Raw genomic sequence first — 20,527 nt, forward strand, 5'->3', positions numbered from 1 at the left:
TACATGTACTATGTCATCGATAGTAAATACAATAAATGCTTCACGGAGTTGTGTGATGGATAAATCGAGCATAATTAGAGTTCTATTGATTGCCCTGAGTTTGATTGCCTCCATTATCTTTGGCTATATCAACTCAAATAATACCCAAAAGGTTATAGCGGAGGAGGTCAGTCAACTAACTAAGGGGTTTCCAGAACAGGCTGAACTGGGCAGGATATTTGATGATCATTCCCGGATCGTACTTAGTATCAGTTTTCATAATATGCCCGTTGACAACGATGAATTCGAACAGAGGAAGGTTCTTTATAAAAACAAAGTGCGCAGCTATATATGTACGAATTCTGTGTTTTATAAAAAGCTGACACAAGAGCCCTCTGTAAAAAGGGTCAATTCCAAGCCTTTTCGGCTAGAAGTAGAGCTGTCGAGTGTGGAGCCTGACCAAGCGATGGGGTTGTTGAGCTTAACCGGGAAAGAGTGTTCAGCCTATCGGTAAAAGGGAAAGGCCACCCGCAATGCGGGTGGCTGCAAAGATTTAGTCTTCTTTGTTGTCGGTTCTGTACTTCTCAAACCAGGCTAGGATATTGCCCACTTTACGTGCCAGGTTGGAGGGTTTAGCGGCAATACCATGATAGGCGCCCTGAATACGCACAAAAGCGCTGTCTACGCCTTGCAGTCGCAGCGCCCCATAATACTGTTCACTTTCGCTCATCGGTGTGCGGACATCTAGCTCGCCAGTCAGTACCATAGTGGGTGTCTTGACATTGCCAACCAGAGAAAGTGGTGAACGGTTCCAGTATTGCTGGTAGTCGTTCCAGGGCAGGTCACTAAACCAGTATTTGGTCATAAAGGTATAGATGTCGGACGCACCTATCATGCTGGTCCAGTTGATAACGGGCTTTGCAACAACCGATGCTTTAAAGCGATCTGTTTTGCCTATGATCCAGGCCGTTAAGGTCCCGCCGCCTGAGCCACCGGTGACAAATAAGTTCTCTTCGTCAACATACCCTTTTGCAATCACGCCATCGACCATATCCATCAGGTCGTTGTAATCTTCTGACGGGTAGTTCTTATCAATCTGGTTGGCAAAGTCAGCCCCCATAGACGTTGACCCTCTTGGGTTACCGTAAACTACGACGTAGCCTGCGGCTGCGAATAACTGGACTTCGGTTGAAAATTCAGGGCCATATGCGGTGTGTGGTCCGCCATGGATTTCCAGGATCAACGGGTACTTTTTGTTCGGATCAAAGTTAGGCGGGGTTACAATCCAGGCTTGCAGGCGTCTGCCATCTACACTGCTATTTACTTCCATCAGCTGGGGTTTATTCAGTGTTTTATGATCGAAAACGTCACTGTTCAGGTCGGTCAGTTGTGTCACTTTACCGCGCTTATTGACGACTGCCAGATCAGCCGGGCGTACACCGGTTGACTGAGTATAAACAATCTGGCCATTGTCGGTCACATCGTAATGACCTGATGTGTAGGGGCGTCCCAGGCTCATGCCGCCCAATGCATCGGTTTTGGTTTTGATTTTGCCAGACAGTGACACATAAGCGACGTGTTTTTTACCATCATTGTCGTGACTAAAATACAGCCCTTTACTGTTATCGGCCCATTTTACATTGCCAACACTGCGGTCCAGGTCGGGAGTGAGTCGCTGGATGTCAGAACCATCCGGGTTCATAACGTACAATTCGACAATCTGATTGGATTTGCCATTGTCCTCAAAGCCCGTGAAGGCCACTTTTTTGCCGTTCGGACTCATCTGAGGACCACTTTCGGGGCCTGACATATCGGTCAGTCTGGTGATCTTTGAACTCAGGATATCAATGGCCATCAAATCGCTATTGAAGACATCAAATTCTGCGTTTTCGCGGGTATTGGCCGACACGATGAGCTGTTTACTGTCGAGTGTCCAGGCCAATGAACCAGCGTAATCATGGGCGCCTGAAGTAATTTGTCTGGGTGCACCACCAATTGCTGGCACCACATACACCTGCATATTGCCAGGGCGTTTCATGCCCGCACCATCGCGCTGGAACAGGGTTTTGTCGATATATTGCGCATTATCAGCCCACTTGGCACCTTTTGGTTTAAAATCCAGGCTAAATAGTGGCGCAGACTTCCCGGGCGTAAACATTGAAAAAGCCAGCTGCTTACCATCAGGCGAGAAACTCATGTTGCTTGGTGTCATATTGACATCTGTGACTCGTGCTGTAAGGCCGGACTCCATGTCGCGTAGGTAGATCTGGACTTTGCCCTCTTTACTGGACAGGTATGCCATCTTGGTACCATCCGGCGAAAATACCGGGCTAAAGTGGTTTTTGGTATCTGATAGCAAAGGTAGGTGCTTTTTACCGTCCAGAGACACGGTCCACAGGTTTCTTCTCAGGCTGTCAGTCATGATATCCATGCTGCGTCGCTCATAGACAACCTGTTTACCATCTGGCATGACCACAGGATTGGCGGCGTATTCAATGTTGAATATATCCTGATAGGTGAGCGTGTTATTTATCTCTTGCTCGCTAGGTCCTTTTGCAAATACCGAACCTGTCAGGGCAAGTGCGATACAAGACGTCAAAATCGAAAGCTTAGTCATTGGCTTAGTACTCTACTCGTTATTGTTGTTGGCCGTTCATACACCTGTGAGCGAGTGAAACAGCCTCTCAGTACAAAGCCTATTTATGATATGTTGTAACACCTTTTGGAATAGATACGCGGTAAGTGGGCGAATTTATCCGATGTTTCACTTAAGTGCCGGGGAATAGGGCATTAAAAAGTTTGATATCTGCAAGTGTGGCAAGGTATCTTTCGCTCTGTTGTTTAGCCTGACGCGGTTTCGGGACGTCAGTGTGTGCAGGTGCATTTCAATTTCAGCTTCGGAGCTTTAAATATCAAAATGATGAATAGGTCATATCAATACACGCTGGCGGGCATCGCTGCGATTGTTTTATGGAGCGCCGTCATGGGGTTGGTACGTGCAGTGACTGAAATGCTGGGTCCGGTAGGTGGTGCAGCTTCTATCTACACCGTCGCGGCTGTATTTTTGGTTCTGGTCATGGGTGTACCAAGATTACGTGACTATTCGCCGCGTTACGTATTGATTGGGGGCAGCCTGTTTGTTGCCTATGAGATTTGCCTGGCGCTGGCACTTGCAATGGCAAACACCCGCCAGCAGGCGCTGGAGATGCTGGTGATCAACTACTTATGGCCTGCACTGACGGTGTTGATGGCGGTCATTACCAGCGGTAAAAAGAGCAGTATCTGGGTATATCTGGGGATCTTGCTGGCCTTTTTTGGAGTTGCCTGGAGTATCACGGGTGAACAAGGTATGACACCTGAACAGCTAATGGCTAATATTGCATCAAATCCAACGACCTATGCAATGGCATTGACCGGTGCATTTCTATGGGCTGTGTATTGTGTTTTAACCAAACGCATTGCCAACGGACAGAATGCGATTACCTTGTTCTTTTGGCTGACGGCGATGAGTTTGTGGGTCAAGTATACAGCCAGCGGTGAAACCCCTATGGTGTTGACCTTGGAATCTGTTGGTTTACTCCTGATATCAGGAGTAGCACTGGGCAGTGGATACGCGTTATGGAACTATGCCATTATTGGTGGCAACATGGTTTTGCTGGCGACCCTATCTTATTTCACCCCGGTACTTTCAACTGCTTTGTCTTCGCTGATCCTTGGGCTGGTACTGACGCAGAGTTTTATGCAGGGGGTGTGCATGGTGACCGCAGGCTCTTTGCTTTGCTGGTGGGTGACCAGAGCACAATTCAATGATTAAGTAACTGGGGCAGCAACAGAGTGTGGCAGTGCCCGCCCCATAAATTAGGGAGAAGTCGATTGCATCAGCTCAACGCATATTTGGTTAATACCTTTACAGAACAAGGCGCAGGAGGAAACCCTGCTGGCGTGGTTTTGCAGGCCGATGGACTGACAGACGAGCAAAAGTTGGCCATCGCACAGTCCGTGGGTTTTTCGGAAACCGCCTTTGTGTCAGCAGCCAGCGACGCTGATTTTACAGTGACTTTCTTTACACCCGCAGCTGAAGTCGATTTTTGTGGTCATGCTACCGTGGCCGCGTTTTCTGTGATGTTGGAGCAGGGCCTGATCACTCAGGGGCATTACGTGCAAAGCACCAAAGCAGGTCAACTTGGTGTAACAATAGAGCCTGATGGGCACATTGTGATGGAGCAAAATTTGCCGCAGTATCTTAAGCGCTTTGACTATGCTGAAATATCAGCCTTAATCGGGCTTGATACGTCTTTATTAGCGTCGACTCAATTACCCATTGAGGCTATTTCAACCGGCTTGGCGGACATTATAGTGCCTGTACCTAGTGGACATCTCGATAAGATCAAGGTCAATGATAAAGCGTTGAGCAACTTTTCTCGCCAGCATAACGTCATTGGCTTACATGCGTTTGAGTTGTGCGATGAAGATGAGACGTTCACGGCACGCTGTCGCAATTTTGCGCCTTTATTTTCGATACCCGAAGAGTCTGCTACCGGAAGTGCCAGTGGCGCTCTGGCGTGCTATCTGACTCAATATGTTTACCCTTTTCAGTCCAATCACTTTACCTTTGAACAAGGCCGTGTGATGGGATACCCCTCGCGCATTACGGCATCGGTTGAGTCAGACGAGCAGGGCATATCTAAAGTATTTGTTGGAGGTAAGGCGCAAATAACAGGTAAAAAAATACTTTCAATATAGCTAGGTTGCCATATTGAGTGTTTTCCAGAATCATTGGCTGTTGTAGCGAGTGTCGCTTATCGCTATCCCTTTTAAGTTTCTGTTTATTTAGGTAGTCTACAGCGGATTCAATTTTGGGAGGTGTGTCGCGATGAAGCGAATTCTTGTATGTGCTGGCCTGGGGCTGGCAGTAACGACCGGTGTTGCCGCCAAAGAGGTGATGACGCCGGAAAAACTCTGGCAGGTAAAACGTGTCAGCGCGTTGGGGCTCAACAAAGATAAAACGCATGTCATTTATAAAGTGACAATGCCCAGTGTCGAGCAGAATAATTTTGCCAGCAAGGTCTATCAGGTGCCGTTAAGAGGGGGCGCTTCTCAGCTTTTAGACGCTTATCAGGGACTGCTGTCAGACGATAAGATCTCTCCCGATGGCAGCAAAAAATTGTTCCACGAAGTGGTCGAAGTGGAGGCCGTGCTGGCAAGCGACAGGCACAAAGAGCTTTCTCAGGCTGATGCTTACGTGTTTGACGATTTGAACTATCGTCACTGGGACACCTGGAAAGATGGTAGCTATAAGCATGTTTTCTATCAGGATTTAAAAACTGAGCAGAAAGTCGACATCATGAAAGGGAAGCCCTTTGACAGTCCGACTTCACCATTTGGCGGTGCTAAGGACTATATCTGGGGTCCTAAAGGCGAAAATATCTATTATGTGAGCAAGAAGCTTACTGGCGCTGAGTATGTTTCCAGCACCAATACCGACATTTATCGTTATAACCTGGCAAGTCAACAGACCACAAACCTGACTAAAGATAACCCAGGCTATGACAAATATCCGGCTTTCTCGCCAAAAGGCCACCTCGCCTGGTTACAGATGACCACACCGGGGTATGAAGCGGATAAAAATGATATCATCGTCAGAGTTAAAAATAGAGATATTAACCTGACCAGACACTGGGATGGCACAGTAAACAGCTTTAAATGGAGTCATGACGGTAAGCATATCTACTTTGTGGCGCCAACCGATGGCACCATTCAGCTATTCCGGGTTTCAGTAACCACCAACCCTAAAGCCAGACCAGCCATTAAACAACTCACCAAAGGTCAGTTCGATGTTAACGGCATTGTAGCGGCACTGGATAAGCAGCTAGTGGTAACGCGCAACAGCATGAATCAAGCGAAAGAAATCTATCGCTTTGATCTGAAAAGCGAAAAGCTAACCGCATTGACCAAAGTGAATGACGCGTTTTATGCGGGTCTGGATCTGCCCACGGTTAAAAAACAAATGGTTAAGACAAAAGATGGCCAGGATATGCTGACCTGGGTTATCTATCCACCAAACTTTGATGAATCCAAGAAATACCCGACTTTACTGTATCTGCAAGGTGGCCCGCAGTCGGCGCTGTCGCAGTTTTACTCTTTCCGCTGGAATTTTCAGGTGATGGCGTCACAAGGTTATATTGTGGTTGCGCCAAACCGCCGTGGCATGCCGGGTCATGGTGTTAAATGGAATGAAGACATCACCCAGGACTGGGGTGGTAAAGTAATGCAGGATTATCTTGATGCCATTGATGAAGTAGCAAAAGCGCCTTATGTAGATAAAAAGCGCATTGCTGCGGTGGGCGCCAGCTTTGGTGGCTACTCGGCATTTTATTTAGCCGGTAATCACGAGGGTCGTTTCAAGTCGTTTATTGCACACTGCGGTATTTTTGATTTGCGCAGCATGTACGGCAGTACTGAAGAAGTGTTCTTCGTTAATCACGAATTTGGAGGGGCATACTGGGATAAAAATGCCGCGACCGACTTAACTTACGGTGCATTTAACCCAATCAGCCATGTAGATAAGTGGGATGCCCCTATGTTTGTTATTCACGGCGGTAAAGACTACCGTGTACCGCTGGAACAAGGGATCCAGGCATTCCAGGCTGCAAAGTTACGTGGTCTGAAAAGTCGTTTCCTCTACTTCCCGGAAGAAAACCATTGGGTCCTGTCACCACAAAATGGCATTGTCTGGCAGCGTGAATTCTTCAAATGGCTGGATGATACACTCTAATTAGTCCCCCTACAGGCCCGTTAATCGGGCCTGTAGAAGATCAAATCGCTTTCAGGATATACCAATTTACTTAATTAAGTGTTCTATTTTGAGGCGAGAAAATATGGTCGATAACACCGCTCCCGCGTCCTGCTATTGCTGAGGCACCTACATCCATATAGGCGAGGCAAAAATTTTGCTATTTAGTTAGTCTAAATGAGAAATTTTTAACACCGTTAGCGTCATATTGGCTCCTTCAAATTGAGCAAGTATTAAGTAAAATTGGTATTAGTTCGCTGCCTGACAGTTCTCAATTCTGCGCACGTTTTGCAGTGCATGATAGAGCTTTCGTTTATCGCTTTTGGTGAGGTTGGCGGTAACCAGCTCGCCATAAAACACAGGCCCCAGTTCCGGGGTGAGGTTGCCATGCCGGGCAAGGTGATGAGTCAGTACTTCAAGTATAGCCGTGCCTAACTGGTTTAGTGTGTTTCTCAGTTGAACCAGATCGGCGCCTTTATCAGGCACACCCTCAGCAAGCCATTGCGCCCGGTATCTGTACTGAATTGCCTTGGCTGCGTCCATTTGTGCCTGGAAAAATGCTTCCACGCTGGCCGTGTCCAGACATTGCTGGCGAGCTTGTTCCAGCGCATTTGAAAGCACCACGGCTTCACGAGATAAATCTTCAATGGGTCTGTGCTTGTGTGCTTTAAACAGTGCCACGCTCTGCATCTGAGCAAGACGCTGGTTGATATGTGAGAACAGCATTTTGGCAGAGTCGGTCCGTGTTTTTATCTGTGTATTGGCCTGCTCAACGACTTGTGCCAAAGCAGTGCGCGCTTGGTCCTCGCTGATTTGCTCAGGCCTTTTTTCCATCTTCATCAGTGCAAATAACGTGTGATTGTCTGCGTTGTCCTGAACACCCACTTCGCGCAGGGTCAGCTCTGGATAAACCGATTTGAGCGCACAACTGCCCACAGCCACGGTACCCTGTTCAAACTGACCTTGTGCCAGCATACGAGCTGCTTCGTTGGTACCCTTGGGCACGGAGATTGTTTGTCGTTGATGCGTGTTAAGCCATTGGCCAATTTGTTTTAGGGCGGCAGGATGAGACGCCACATGTTTGATTGGACTTAGCCGGTCTGCGCCAAAGACGCACATTTCGATAGGCATGCGCACCGCAGCGCTGAGCTCGGTGACCTTGTAGTTGCGCATCGCATTAACAATGGCCGGTACCAGCTGTCCATTGATGGTTGAATTGGCTAACGCACTGAAAGCCCAGGCCGTTTCCTTTACTGCTGCGGCATAGGTATTTTCCGGTGTACCGGAATACAGACGATGGTAAGCATCATTATGACGGCTTTCAAGCAAATCTAAGGCTGCGTGATTAAAGCTCCCGGGCCCTGCCTGAACATAGACAGGGGCGGCTTGACCTGTAAGCGTAAATAGCAGCGTTAATGATGCAGTCAGGCGAGAAACAAATAGCAATTTCAAAGGCTTTTTCCAGTGGTTATGCAGGCAAAGGCAACATCCTAGCAAAACCGTTACTCTCTGTCTCGAAAAGCATGTTTTGGTCTATACCTCACCACCGCTTCAGCACGAGTTAACTTATTGTTGCGATAATGCGCACAATAAAGGTAGGTCAGGAATGAACATGAGAATGAATAAAATACTTCTATGCAGCGCTGCAATAATCGCATTATCGGGATGTGAAATGAACAACACAGGCAAAGGTGCTGCGATAGGTGCTACGGCAGGCGCAGTGCTAGGAAAAGCAACTGGTAATCATAAGGATAAGCGTGTTGTTATTGGTGCAGCCGTGGGGGCCATTGCTGGTGCGGCAATTGGAAACTATATGGACGAACAGGAAGCCGCATTTAACAATGCACTAGAGGGCTCAGGGGTACAGGTGGTTAGAGAAGGCGAGCAAATACGCCTGGTGTTGCCATCAAATATCACCTTTTCTACAGGTCAGTCAGTTATTAACCCCGGGTTTCAAAAAACACTGGCAGGAATTGCTCGGGTAATGCACAAATACGACAAGACCTTGCTATCCATTATTGGTCATACTGACTCAACAGGCGCTGCGGGGTTTAACCAGGTACTCTCTGAACAGCGTGCCAACAGTGTGAAACAGTCGCTACTGCCCCTTCAGATACACCCTGACCGTATATACACTCAAGGTGCAGGGGAGTCTCAACCTATTGCCAGCAATGATACAGAGCAGGGCAGAGCACAAAATCGCAGAGTAGAGATTAACATCATTCCGAATCGAGCGTCATAAAACGGGAAGGGGCTGCGAGCTTTGAGCTATGCGTGACAAGCTTCCATCAGGATTAAGCCCAGCAGCTAGACTGGGCTCAGGTTCATCACATTACTCGAGGGTGTAATCTACCCGGATCACGCCATAGCGGATCCAGAAATCGCCAGTAAAAGGTTCGTGATAGCAAGTTAAAAAGAACGCATTGTGTGGATGGCCATTGTTATATCCTGTTTCAGAGCCCAAGTCTTCGTACACCCAGGCATCTACGATCCCACCGCCTTTTGTCAGTGTCATTGCATTCGTATTTTGTGTTTTGGTTCTTTTCTGACCTAATACGAGTTCGCGCATATAGTTTGTGTTAAAACAGGGGGCTTTTGTGTTAGATTTAGGAACTTTTTGTGATAGTTTATAGAAAGATAGACTTTAAGTAATAAGAAGTTTCAAACCAGGAAAACAGGAAAACTGCATGGAATCAACATTAAAAAAATTACTCCTAGTCACGTTAGCGTCAGCAACATTCAGTGGGGTTGCTGCTAATAAGGAAAAGCAACCACACCAACTGCGCGGTGCAAAGAATGATGTGCGTATCGTTGGCGGTGGAGAAACAACACCATTTGCCTACCCTTTTATGGGCAGTCTGCAGCTTTACGGTGGTCATCATTGCGGCTCCTCTTTAATCGCACCGAATAAAGTGCTGACCGCAGCACACTGTGTTGAGGCTTGGAATATCAGTGACTTTTCGGTCAAATTTGGCGGTCATGACCTCACTGTTGATAGCCAATGGGAGGTTTATCAAGTGACCGATATCGTAATGCATGAGCGGTATCATGATACCTACACATATAACAATGACATTGCGATACTGACCCTAGAGCAGCCAGTTCAGGGGATAGAACCAATCCAGCTTGCAGATCGTGCACTTAAAGACAGTTATGTCGAGGGTGAGAACTTTAAAGTCATGGGGTGGGGAGCATTGTACTCAGGAGGCCCATCGCCAGAGCAATTGCATGAAGTGGACGTGGCTTATATCTCAAACGAGGTCTGTAATGACGCCCAGCACTACAATGGCGATATTTCTGAGAATATGATTTGTGCCGGCTTTGATGAAGGCGGCAAAGACTCTTGTCAGGGGGATAGTGGTGGTCCTCTCATTGTCAATCGAAATAACCAATGGTTTCAGGTGGGAGTTGTCAGCTGGGGAGATGGATGTGCAGCCCCAAATAAGCCTGGTGTATACGCTGATGTAGCCATGCTTAACACTTGGGTAAATTTAAACCAGCATTACGTAGGGTTTGAATTTGCCGAGACAATTATTGCGGATAAACCGGGTGCCACTGTATCGGTTAGCTTAAAAAACAAGTCGCAAGATCCTGTGCAAATCACAGGTTTTCAGCTCACAGATCACGCTGCCGGAATGTTAGTTGGAACAGAAAATTGTACCGAAAAACTGGTAGAGCCAGGCCAGCAATGTAGCGTGTCGATAGTGGCTTCAGACAGTAACAAAGAAGGTCAATTTACCCTGGTCGCAGAGCTGGCCAGCCAGGACATTGCATCGAGAAGCGGGACCTTTAATTATGTGAAAGTACCGGCAAGCGATGCTGATATTAATGCGCATATGTCTTCTGAGCCCACTATACAGTGGTACACTGGCGGTGATGTACCTTGGTTGCTCGGCGAAGGTGTTACTGAGGGTAACGCTAAAATACCACTTTTAATCAGTGGTGATATTTCAGATCAAGCAGAAACCCCCAGCCTGACTGAGTCGTCTCAAAGGTCAATTTTGATTGCTGAAATTGACCATGATTTAGCATTGGGTATTGATTTTGAATACCTATTGTCATCGGAGAATGCCTATGACTTTTTCAGTGTTTATATTAACGGTGACCGAGTCTTAAAGAACTCTGGTGAATACGTCGCGTATGAAAAAGCATCATTTGATCTAAAACCAGGACCCAACAGCGTGGTATTTGAGTACCTTAAAGATTCTTCAGTGAGTGCAGGGACCGATAATGTTGCACTGAAAGCATTCAACGTCAAAATGCGTGAAAACCTGAGCCCGTCTATCAAGCTGGCACAAACCAGCTTCAGGGTGAGAAGTGGGATGAGCATGGACTTTAATGCAACAGGTACAATGGACCCCGAGGGGCACAACTATACTCTGGCCTGGACAGACATGACTGCACCTGAGGTAGTATTGAGTACAGACGAGGTATTTAAAGCTATCGCGCCTGCTGTAAGTGAAACGCAGATTCGTACTTATCAACTAACAGCCACTGACGAATACGGTGCAACTTCTAAACAAAGCATTACTGTCACCATAGACGAAAACAAGCATCCGGTGCTCAAGGTCGCGCAAACGAAATTCGATGTAAGAGGCGGGTTTGAATTTACTTTAGATGCAAGTGCTACCACAGACCCTGAAGGTGATGCCTTATCTTATACCTGGTTGAAACGCACTGGAGGTCAGCCAGTAAACGTTGGTGAAACCGCCATTGTAAAGCTCAAGGCTGATGAAGCCGATATTGGGAAAACTTTTATTTATGAACTCGTTGTAGAAGATGAGCTGGGTGGCGAATCAAGACGCCGGGTTGCCGTCGCGATTGTTGAAAACCAGGCACCTCAGATTACATTAACAGCAGAGTCAACTTCGGTGACATCGGGCGAGAATATTGAACTGAACGCGACTTCAGTCGACCCAGAAGGGGATGCACTAACCTTTAGCTGGGAGCAGCTATCTGGCAAAAGTGTCAGTGTATCGAGTAGTAGCGCTAAACTCAGCGTTGCGGCACCTTCAGTCAATCAGAACGAAGTGCTTGAATTTGCAGTTACTGTGACTGATTCCTTTGGGCATCATCAACGGAAAACATCAAAGTGACAGTGAAACAGCCAGAAAAAGACAGTGGTTCAGTGGGCTCATTTGCGCTTATGTTGATGTCTTTGGTGTTATTCACCCGTCGTATAAAGAAGTAGCCTGTAAGGGAGTATGTTGCTCTCTGCACAGAATGCAAACACCGCCATCATGGATGTGATGGCGGTGTTTTTTGTGGCAGCGCTATGCTGTTTTAAGCTAAATACTGCGCGGGTTGCGCTATATTGGCAGAGCCATGCTCTCACGCTGTTGTCTATCTGAACCTGGTTCTTATTGCGTTAGTAATCCGAATCAATAGTCACTCAACAACTTCAGTCAGCTACACGGTTGGGCTCACAGCCTGCTCCGACGTGATTTGGCAAATATTTTGCAACTTTTCTACAAAGCCTTGGTCTGGTTCATTGATAAAGTAATGCCCGCCTTGTTCTAGTTCAACGACATGATAATCTTCGGTAAATTGCTTCCAGAGTGCAGTGTTGTACAAATAGCCATCAGTCAACGGGTCATCTTTTGCTACTATGTTAAAGACGGGCAAGGTGAATCTGTTATTCAGATAGTGCGAGAGATACACCCTGCGGCACCATTCGGCTAACTGAGCGTCGCGACTAAAGCGCTTGATGATGCTATCCCATTGCTCACTTGTAAACGGGTGTTGATTAGTTTGCAGCCCTGCACTGAGCAGCAGGCTCTTAATGGTGTTGTGATCCAGAGGGAGCCTGCTCTTTGTGTCTGTATCCGTGGCAGGTAAATCTTGTTCTGATAAAGTAAAAGCGTTAATGATCAGCGTATTAACGTCTATGTTCTTTGCTATCAAGCCCTGAGTTAAAAGCATGGCAACAGCACCGCCCAGACAATGCCCCATCACCACAACAGGCAATGATATGCGTGCCTGAATGTCAAGAATACACTGTGCAAAGTAGTCCTGATAGTCTTCACTGGAGACCTCGGGGTAAGACAAGGTGTAAAGGGCTATCGACGGTGGTAGCTGCCCCATCAGCGGCCTGTATATAAGGCCATCAGCACCGGCATAGGGCAAACAGATCAACGCTACTTCAGCTGTGCTATCGCCACTTAACTGATGCAGGTAATCGCTCATCTTGCCGGGGTTGTCTGAGGTTGCCGTTTTTATCAGTTTTGCCATTTTGGATAATGTACTGTTGTTGAATAGCTTCATAACGCTCAGCTCGACCTGAAAAACCTGTCTGATACGGGTGCTGAGTTGGATCAACGAAAGGGAGTTGCCACCCAGAGATAAAAAGTTGTCGGTAAGTCCTACCTGGTCCTGTTCCAAGATTTCCTGCCAAAGTAAAGCCAGTGTGCGCTCTTGCGAGCTGACTGGTGCCACGTAAGAGCTACCTGTATCGCAGTTTGGTTCAGGTAACGCACTCAGATCAACTTTACCATTGATGGTCAGTGGTATGCTTGTTAACTGTGTATAACTATTTGGGATCATGTACCCCGGGAGCGAAGCTTGCATTTTTAGCGCCAACGTTGTTGAACAAAAAGTCTGTCCAGGATTAACAACAACATAGGCCGCCAGTTGAGGATTGTCCGAATTTCCCCAGGTGATGACAACGGCTTGTTTTACTCCTTCGATATCACTTATGCCCCGTTCTATTTCGCCGAGCTCAATACGATGGCCACGAATTTTAAGTTGGCTGTCTTTTCTGTGCAGATAAATTAACTCGCCTGAGGGTAACTGTCTGACCCAGTCTCCTGTTTTATAAAGGCGGGGTGTTACTTTGGCGTCCGGCAAGCCGCTATAAAAGGGGTTCTCGATAAATTGTTGCGTCGTTAACTCAGGTTGTCCCAGGTAACCTCTGGCAAGCCCGGGACCGCTGATGTGTAACTCACCGGGGCTACCAGTGAGCACTCGACGTCCATGACGGTCCAGCACATAAATACTACAATGATCTAGTGGCTTTCCGATATTACCCGGGCAAACTTGATAGTGCTCATCGCATTTGTGTACGCTGGTCCAGACGCTGTTTTCAGTGGGTCCATACTCATTGTATAGTGCAATATGAGGCAGCAGCGTCTGATGTTGTTGGTGGATGTCTCTACTGAGCGCTTCGCCGGCAAGTATAACCGCCTGTATGTGTAAAAGTGGTGCAATTTCGGTGATACTTTCAATAAGGACCTGATAAAGTGACGGTGTCATCAATGTATGTGTAATATGGTGTTCATGCAGCATAGTTTGAACTGTAGCCGGGTTGTGATTAGGGCAAATCACCAGCATGCCTCCACTACACAAAGTTCCAAATATCCCGGCTATGGCACTGTCGAACGCGTACTGGGAGACGAGTAAAAATGCTTTGTACTGACCATACAAGGCAGATCTGTATTGCGTTGAGTACACGATACTGGCATGTTCAATCATAACCCCTTTAGGCTTACCGCTGGTCCCCGAGGTGTATATTACATAAGCGAGATCATTATATTTACTGTGTGCTGGTAGAGGAGCTGCTGAATGTGCTTGCGCGCAATCCGTAGTGAGTATTAACGGTGGCGAAGGGAGCGTCTGGATAGTGTGTGTGAGTTCCTCGTACAACAGGTTGTGCGTAAGTACTAACTTTGATTTTGTATCCTTTATGATATGAATTGAGCGTGTGTGAGGATTCTTTGGTGAAATAGGGACATAGGCGCCGCCGGCCTTCAATACAGCGAGTTTAGCGATGATCATTTCAATACATGGCTCGTAATACAAGGCAACCAGGAAACCAGGCTGAGGGGGCGATTGCGTATATAAGCTCACTTCTTGTCTTATCGCGCGTGCCAGACGATTGGCTTTTTCATTAAGTGCCCGGTAGCTCAGGCTGTCCTGCTGATAAACCACCGCAATTTTGTCTGGGGTGTGCAGGGCCTGTTGCTCAAACAAGTCATGTAGCGTGTATTGATTGTTATTCCGGGCTGGACACAAGGTTTGTATTTCCGCCGGCAGCTCCTGGTCATCAGTTAATTTTTCGAGCAGCTGAGCGGCACTCAGGTAAGGGGCCTGTGTGCCAAATTCCATCAAGGCAAGCAAACGCTCAGAAAACTGTTCCGCTTCTTTTTCTGACATGTACGCTCTGGAATAAATCACTTTAAGGATCAAGTTATCATTAAAGTCGAAGTCTAGCAGGCGTACCGCAAGCGGCTGGGCTTGTTGTTGATTGCTTAATAAAAAGGACTGGGCTTTGGTATTCTGTTCCAGGTTTTCATGGTCATAGTGCTCGTAGCCAATGATGACGTCGGCCAGTCGTTCAGTCGTGAGCTCTAGCAACCGCGCTAGATGGCTCGACGGGTATTTGTGATGTCGAAATGCACTTGCCAGTGTCTGCGAAGCCTGTTCAGCGAGTGCCATAAATGAATATTCGCTGTTTGTCTCACACGTGATACAGGTTGTTTGGGCATACATGCCAACAACTTGTTTTTCGCTTCTTGTGCTACGTCCATGTACAGCAATACCGAGGTCAACGTTTTCGTTCTCAGTCATTTGTGTCAGTAGTATAGAGAGTGCTGCGCTCATTACAGCCAATGGGCTCAGGTTATGGCTTTGAGCTAGCTTCTGTATTTGCTGGTTTAAACCGGGACCTAATGGCAGATTAATTTCACCGTTACCTGATTGTTGATAATAGACTGGTAAGCGCATAACAGCCCTTCCTGAAAATTGCTTTTTCCAGTAGTCCTGATCCTTAGTGTACCTTCGACTGTTGAGATACCTATGAGCATTCAGAACACTACTATGATATTGAGGAATGTCATGTAACCAATCTGTGCTGAGGTTTTGTGTCAGGCAATGATAAAGTTTGTGCCAATATTCTACCAGCCGATAGCCACCCATGCCGTCTATGATGAAGTGATGAAATTGTACGAACAAAAAGTAGTTGTGCTCACCCAGCTTGAGCAGGCAAGCTTCAGAGGTATGGTTATTCATTAACGACATGGGTTGTGCGTTACGTTGGCGGATCCAATCAAGCGCTTGCTGCTCAGGGGATCCCAGGTGAGAAAAATCTTCAAAGGCCAGTGTGACCTGTTTATCATCTGCTATGCGCTGTTTAGGCAGACCGCTCGGTTGTTCAATGATTTCTATTCTAAGTGCATCAAGGTACTGGTGTAGCAGTTGCCAACATAGTTGCATCGTGGAAAAGTCTACGCTATATGTAAGTTTCTGATAACACGCTACATTATAGGATGGTTCATCCGGATAAAGCAGTTGATCGAGGTAAATGTTTTCCTGAGAAGGGTGCAAGGGTAACAGGTTTGTATGGCTGTCCACTGTATAACTCCATTTTGTTCAGTGTTAAAGACGGAGGCTAGCGCCGTCAGTGTATTTATAGGGTACAGACAGGATGTTAAAGTGATGTTGATTGAGCTATTTGGCCCTGAAATTACTACATTTGCAAATGAATAATATTATACAGCTATGAGGTTGTATCTGTTCTTGCGTTTACTAAAGGCGACTGAGCGGTTCAAATACGTAAAGTTTCCTTCTGTAAGTGATACGCACTTGCGCTTAATGACTTGTTTATATGTTGAACTGGTTTCAGCCAGTGAGGAAGGGCTGCTGGTATGCCATTATGCGCAAAATGAACAGTGTGATACTTCGACACAAAAGTTGTTAAGATATCGGCGACTTTAATCAGGCGCTATCACGTCACCTTGATAAAAAGCCGGATTTATCCGGCTTTTTCTTAAAAGCCATTTCAACCAGAACGAGTGTCTGGGCTCAGTTGTGCATCAATCATGTGCATTAGTAACATGGCTTTTTGCCATTGCTGTGTCAGCTGCCACATATCAGACAGGCCATTAATATTGACCACCATATTATCGATTGGCAGGGTCGCATTGGTACCGGCAAGGATCAGATCATCCTTAACGTCGTCATGCAGTTGTTGCAGTTGTCCAAGCTCGGCGTCTAACGTACTTTCGCTCATCGACTCAGCTGTCAGACTGGTTTTCATGAAATGCCCTAGCTGAGACTGATATTCCTGAAGCTGGGCGTGTAATTCAGGATGCTCTGACAGGTGCTTTTGTGGCTGCAGGTGAGCCAGTTTTTCAACGCAATGGCAGCAGGTAAACAGATAGTGCTCAACGCGCATCAGCTTTGCCAGCAGATCGGTAGTTTCCTCTGACAGGGCCGACTGCTCCACGGTGACAATAAAGTTGCCAATATGCTGACAGAGCTGCTGAATGGTTTGGATTTCTTGTTCAATGGCTAAACTATCCAGAGGTTGTAGGGACTTATCGTACTGCGCCAATAGTTTGTCGGCCACCAATTTAGTTTCGAGCAGTAATGCGTTGGTTGCCAGGGCGGGTGTTTGTGCAATGGTTTTATCCAAAAATCGTGGCCGGGAGGCGGTTTCTTCTGCGCTGCAAAAGCGTTTCATTAAAAAGCCTGCCAGGCGGTTATTGAGTCCAAAGATCAGCATCACGCCCAGCACGTTAAACAGAGTATGGAACAGCGCCAGTGACAGCGCCGGATCGGCGGTCAGGTTGAAAAAGCCAGTGATCTCAGTGATCAGATAAAACAGCACAGGTAAAATGGCAAAGGCTACCAAAGCGGTGAGCGCGTTAAATATGACCTGTGCCGCGGCGACGCGCTTAGCGTTGGATGTGGCGCCAATGGCAGCGAGCATTGAGGTAGAGGTAGTGCCAATGTTTGCACCTATCACCATAGCGCCGGCCGCGTACAGGCCAATCATGCCACTGGCTGCTGCCGTAATCGTCAGGGCGATGGACGCGCTGGATGATTGAGTCAATGTGGTCATTACAATGCCAACCAGTAAAAATGTCAGCATTCCGGTCAGTCCTTCGGCAGTGAACTGGCTCAGATCAAAAGTAGCAACTACATGTTCAAAGGCACCTTTAAGAATATCGATACCAATAAAAAATAAGCCAAAGCCAACCAGCGCCAGGCCGGCTGAGGCGAGCCTGGATTGCGGGCGCAATAGTTTCATCAGTGCACCTATACCAATCAACGGCAGGGCAATGGCTTGAATGTTAAATTTAAATCCGACAGCGGCAACCAGCCAGCCTGTGATGGTTGTGCCAACATTAGCGCCATAAACAATGCCCAGCGCCTGGTGCATAGTGATTAGGCCAGCGTTAACAAAGCCCAGTGAGGCAACAGTCACCGCGCTGGACGATTGCACCAGTGCGGTCATACAAAAGCCAGATGCAATGCCGCGCTGTGGTGTTTTGGTCCAGGTGGCCAGCACTTTGCGCAGCGATGATCCTGCGGCAAGTTTCAGACCGTCAGTCATCATGCTTATGGCGACGAGGAAAATTCCCAGGCCTCCGAGAAGGCTACCTATCAGTTGCAGTGTATCCATCATACTCAATCCCATGGCGGTGGCATGTTGCGTAAGGCACGCGCTGGCCACCTAATTTTACCTCCATCAAAAGTACCACGATTGATAAAATGGTCATTGTCGGAGGTCAATTTTTTAAACAGTTACATATATTTAGGGATATAAGCAGAACCGGGTAAAGTCAAGTTACCCGGTTTAAGCTGGTTGTCAGAACAGACTATTGAAAATCATCATGACTCGGGGGCTCCACATCATCATGGTTGCGGCGCCCACACCAATGAGTGTAATGACAGCGGCGAAGCTGATGGCAGCCGTGGCAAGCCATTTGGCTGTGTCTGTACGGCGTTTCTTGGCCCAGAAATAAAGCTCCGCAATAAACATGGGTAACAGGTAACACAGAAACGATAAAGTGATATCTGCCGGGCCATCCAGGCTACGGGTGTTACCGTTGGGACCCTGATTGATAACATACCAGCCCATCAGAAACAGGCGAAACGCCCATACGCCGTTAACCAGAATAAAGCTGTGGACAGCCCAGCGCTGGTGCGCTGCAAATTGTTTGTTTACTGCGCTGCGCCAGGCGAGCAGGATAAATACAGGGATCAACAGGCCATTGAGTGTGACGCCCATAGCACCTATATCACTGAGGCGGATACCCACACCCCAGGAAAGATACAAACCAGTCAGTGCACCACACAAACCGAAGAACAAAAACATTCTGCCATTATAGCGATGAAAACGCGGGTATTTTTTACGCACGCCGGGGGAAAGCTGAAAAATACCACTGATAGCCATAAATGCCGCAGGAATGATGTGGCCAAAAAACATGAAAGAGTTAAAGCTACCTGTACTGTCAAATCCCTGAGTTGGAGATACTTTGTCGGCTTGTTCTGCAGCCCCTATGAGCAAAGGAAGCGCATAAAGGCTGAGAATATAAATGGCAAAGGCCCACTGGCCCACAAGCGCAATCACAATCCAGGTTTTGAGTGCGCCCTGAAGGGTGTTATCTGCCGAAATGGACGGCGAGAAGTGTTCTTTTAATAAGGTTAGCATTGTAGTCACCACAATTTAACTGTTTGATTTAAGTGCTAATGTGGCATGTTATTCGTAAATCGTCGCACCGTATTTGAAAGTCGGCACATGGTTTTGGCTTTTTTGCCGAAGTTTAAATGTGCGCTTTGTAATGTTTTCTTACAACCGTACATTGAAGCAAGTTAGTGAAGTCATTATGATCACCATAGCGCATTACATTGAGTACTTGACTTATGACCCTGGTATCTTTTCATTATCTGGCACTTGCAATCTGCCTGGCTTGCTTGCTGATGCAACTGCGGGTTAAACAAAAACAGACGGCCCATATATTGTTCGCTGTATTTTGTGGTTCGCTGGCGATGATTGCCGCCAGGAAAATTACTGGCCATTCGGTCGGCGCTTATCAATACCTGATCGGTATGGGGGCATGCGCAACATGTAATTGTTACTGGTTATTGGCCCGAAGTATGTTTCGTAAACATCAGCCGATTGCACTGGTCCATATTGCTTTGGCTATCGTGATAGCGCTACTGGTGGTGATTAAACAGGGCTATTTGTTTGCCAATGCGCAATGGTTGTCTGTTGATAACAGTTTCACTGTGCTGACAGGTGTATTGTCTGAGCTCACAACGTTACTCTCATCTTGCGTACTGGTACTGACTTTTTGGGAGGGGTGCAGGGGCTTCAATGATTGCACCAGAACTGAAAAGGCACAGCGTGTGTTATTTTTGGCCACCTTTGGCCTGGCCGTGGGGATCAGCAAATCGATGCAGCCCTATGTTACTCAGTCACCCGAATTAAAAGACTGGACTGTCTCAATCATTACCCTGTTTGTGCTCGTGAGCACGCAAGCTCAGTTGTTGTGGCACTTTGGTTTATCCGGCAAACGCGGTAAATCTGGCTCAGCGCCGGAGTCTCGCGCTATATCTAATACGGAACCAGTCAATTGTAACAGCGATGGTGACCAGCTGCTTGATACGCTTAGCAGGCTTATTCATGAGGAACAGTACTACCTTCAACCCAATCTGAAAGTTGCTGACTTGGCCAGGGCGCTTGATGTGCCAGAATACAGAGTAAGTCGTGCGCTTAAACCACAACTAAAAGAAGCCAATTTTAACCAGTTTATTAACCGCCTGCGAATAGAGCATGCGCAAAAACTGTTACGAGACCCTGAAAATCAGCACTGGCCAGTACTGGTGATCGGGCTGGAAAGTGGATTTGCTTCGGTTGGGCCTTTTACCCGGGCCTTTAAATCCGTGACGGGGACGACTCCAAATCAATACCGTAAGCAGATGCAGGAAAATGAACATGCAGCGGTTATCCAGTAAATAAATGTTTGT

The 20,527-nt window shown here is 47.2% G+C and carries 14 protein-coding genes; 8 read left to right on the forward strand and 6 right to left on the reverse strand.

All coding sequences use genetic code 11. The features are described from left to right. The first annotated feature begins 55 nt into the window (after nt 1-55). Nucleotides 56-493: a hypothetical protein gene (locus tag ELR70_RS04410; protein WP_054013483.1), complete on the forward strand. Its 438-nt coding sequence runs from the start codon at nt 56-58 to the stop codon at nt 491-493. A gap of 39 nt (nt 494-532) precedes the next feature. On the opposite strand, the gene ELR70_RS04415 is transcribed toward ELR70_RS04410, so the two are convergent. Then, nucleotides 533-2,596, reverse strand: coding sequence for a S9 family peptidase (locus ELR70_RS04415; RefSeq protein ID WP_054013482.1), 2,064 nt, complete (start codon nt 2,594-2,596; stop codon nt 533-535). A 303-nt stretch (nt 2,597-2,899) separates the two neighbouring features. On the opposite strand from ELR70_RS04415, the gene yddG reads away from it, so the two are divergent. The 3 genes from yddG to ELR70_RS04430 all read left to right on the forward strand — a co-directional run bounded on the left by yddG (nt 2,900) and on the right by ELR70_RS04430 (nt 6,754). After that, the gene (gene yddG, locus ELR70_RS04420) at nt 2,900-3,793 is read left to right on the forward strand and encodes an aromatic amino acid DMT transporter YddG (protein ID WP_200908181.1); all 894 of its coding nucleotides are present in this window, start codon (nt 2,900-2,902) and stop codon (nt 3,791-3,793) included. 59 nt (nt 3,794-3,852) lie between these two features. Next, on the forward strand, nt 3,853-4,722 hold the full coding sequence (locus ELR70_RS04425; protein ID WP_054013481.1) for a PhzF family phenazine biosynthesis protein: 870 nt from the start codon (nt 3,853-3,855) through the stop codon (nt 4,720-4,722). A 130-nt stretch (nt 4,723-4,852) separates the two neighbouring features. Further along, complete coding sequence (locus ELR70_RS04430) at nt 4,853-6,754, forward strand: S9 family peptidase (protein WP_054013480.1); 1,902 nt, start codon at nt 4,853-4,855, stop codon at nt 6,752-6,754. Nucleotides 6,755-7,021: 267 nt separating this feature from the next. Here ELR70_RS04430 and aroQ read toward each other — a convergent pair whose 3' ends face one another. Then, nucleotides 7,022-8,224 carry a gamma subclass chorismate mutase AroQ gene (aroQ, locus tag ELR70_RS04435; RefSeq protein WP_235577040.1) on the reverse strand — a complete coding sequence of 401 codons (1,203 nt, stop codon included), beginning with the start codon at nt 8,222-8,224 and terminating at the stop codon, nt 7,022-7,024. Between the two features lie 160 nt (nt 8,225-8,384). Here aroQ and ELR70_RS04440 point away from each other — a divergent pair, with 160 nt between their 5' ends. Then, the gene (locus tag ELR70_RS04440; protein WP_082353059.1) at nt 8,385-9,014 is read left to right on the forward strand and encodes an OmpA family protein; all 630 of its coding nucleotides are present in this window, start codon (nt 8,385-8,387) and stop codon (nt 9,012-9,014) included. A 90-nt stretch (nt 9,015-9,104) separates the two neighbouring features. On the opposite strand, the gene ELR70_RS04445 is transcribed toward ELR70_RS04440, so the two are convergent. After that, entirely contained in the window at nt 9,105-9,287 is a 183-nt protein-coding gene (locus ELR70_RS04445) for a hypothetical protein (protein WP_128064482.1), read from the reverse strand. Between the two features lie 172 nt (nt 9,288-9,459). Between ELR70_RS04445 and ELR70_RS04450 the strand changes: the two genes are divergently transcribed. After that, nucleotides 9,460-11,868, forward strand: a complete 2,409-nt coding sequence (locus ELR70_RS04450) for a serine protease (RefSeq protein ID WP_128064483.1) — start codon at nt 9,460-9,462, stop codon at nt 11,866-11,868. A gap of 108 nt (nt 11,869-11,976) precedes the next feature. Then, nucleotides 11,977-12,123, forward strand: a complete 147-nt coding sequence (locus tag ELR70_RS24755; protein ID WP_160317347.1) for a hypothetical protein — start codon at nt 11,977-11,979, stop codon at nt 12,121-12,123. A 58-nt stretch (nt 12,124-12,181) separates the two neighbouring features. Here the strand turns inward: ELR70_RS24755 and ELR70_RS04455 are convergent, their stop codons facing one another. From ELR70_RS04455 to ELR70_RS04465, 3 genes are all read right to left on the reverse strand, one after another. After that, entirely contained in the window at nt 12,182-16,120 is a 3,939-nt protein-coding gene (locus ELR70_RS04455; RefSeq protein ID WP_054013476.1) for a non-ribosomal peptide synthetase, read from the reverse strand. Nucleotides 16,121-16,547: 427 nt separating this feature from the next. Then, complete coding sequence (locus ELR70_RS04460; protein ID WP_235577039.1) at nt 16,548-18,179, reverse strand: Na/Pi symporter; 1,632 nt, start codon at nt 18,177-18,179, stop codon at nt 16,548-16,550. A 183-nt stretch (nt 18,180-18,362) separates the two neighbouring features. Continuing rightward, entirely contained in the window at nt 18,363-19,208 is an 846-nt protein-coding gene (locus ELR70_RS04465) for a DUF2306 domain-containing protein (RefSeq protein ID WP_054013475.1), read from the reverse strand. A 212-nt stretch (nt 19,209-19,420) separates the two neighbouring features. On the opposite strand from ELR70_RS04465, the gene ELR70_RS04470 reads away from it, so the two are divergent. Next, nucleotides 19,421-20,515: an AraC family transcriptional regulator gene (locus ELR70_RS04470; protein ID WP_054013474.1), complete on the forward strand. Its 1,095-nt coding sequence runs from the start codon at nt 19,421-19,423 to the stop codon at nt 20,513-20,515. The last annotated feature ends 12 nt before the right edge of the window (nt 20,516-20,527 follow it).

Origin of the sequence: Pseudoalteromonas sp. R3, from assembly GCF_004014715.1 — a bacterium.
GTDB lineage: Bacteria > Pseudomonadota > Gammaproteobacteria > Enterobacterales > Alteromonadaceae > Pseudoalteromonas.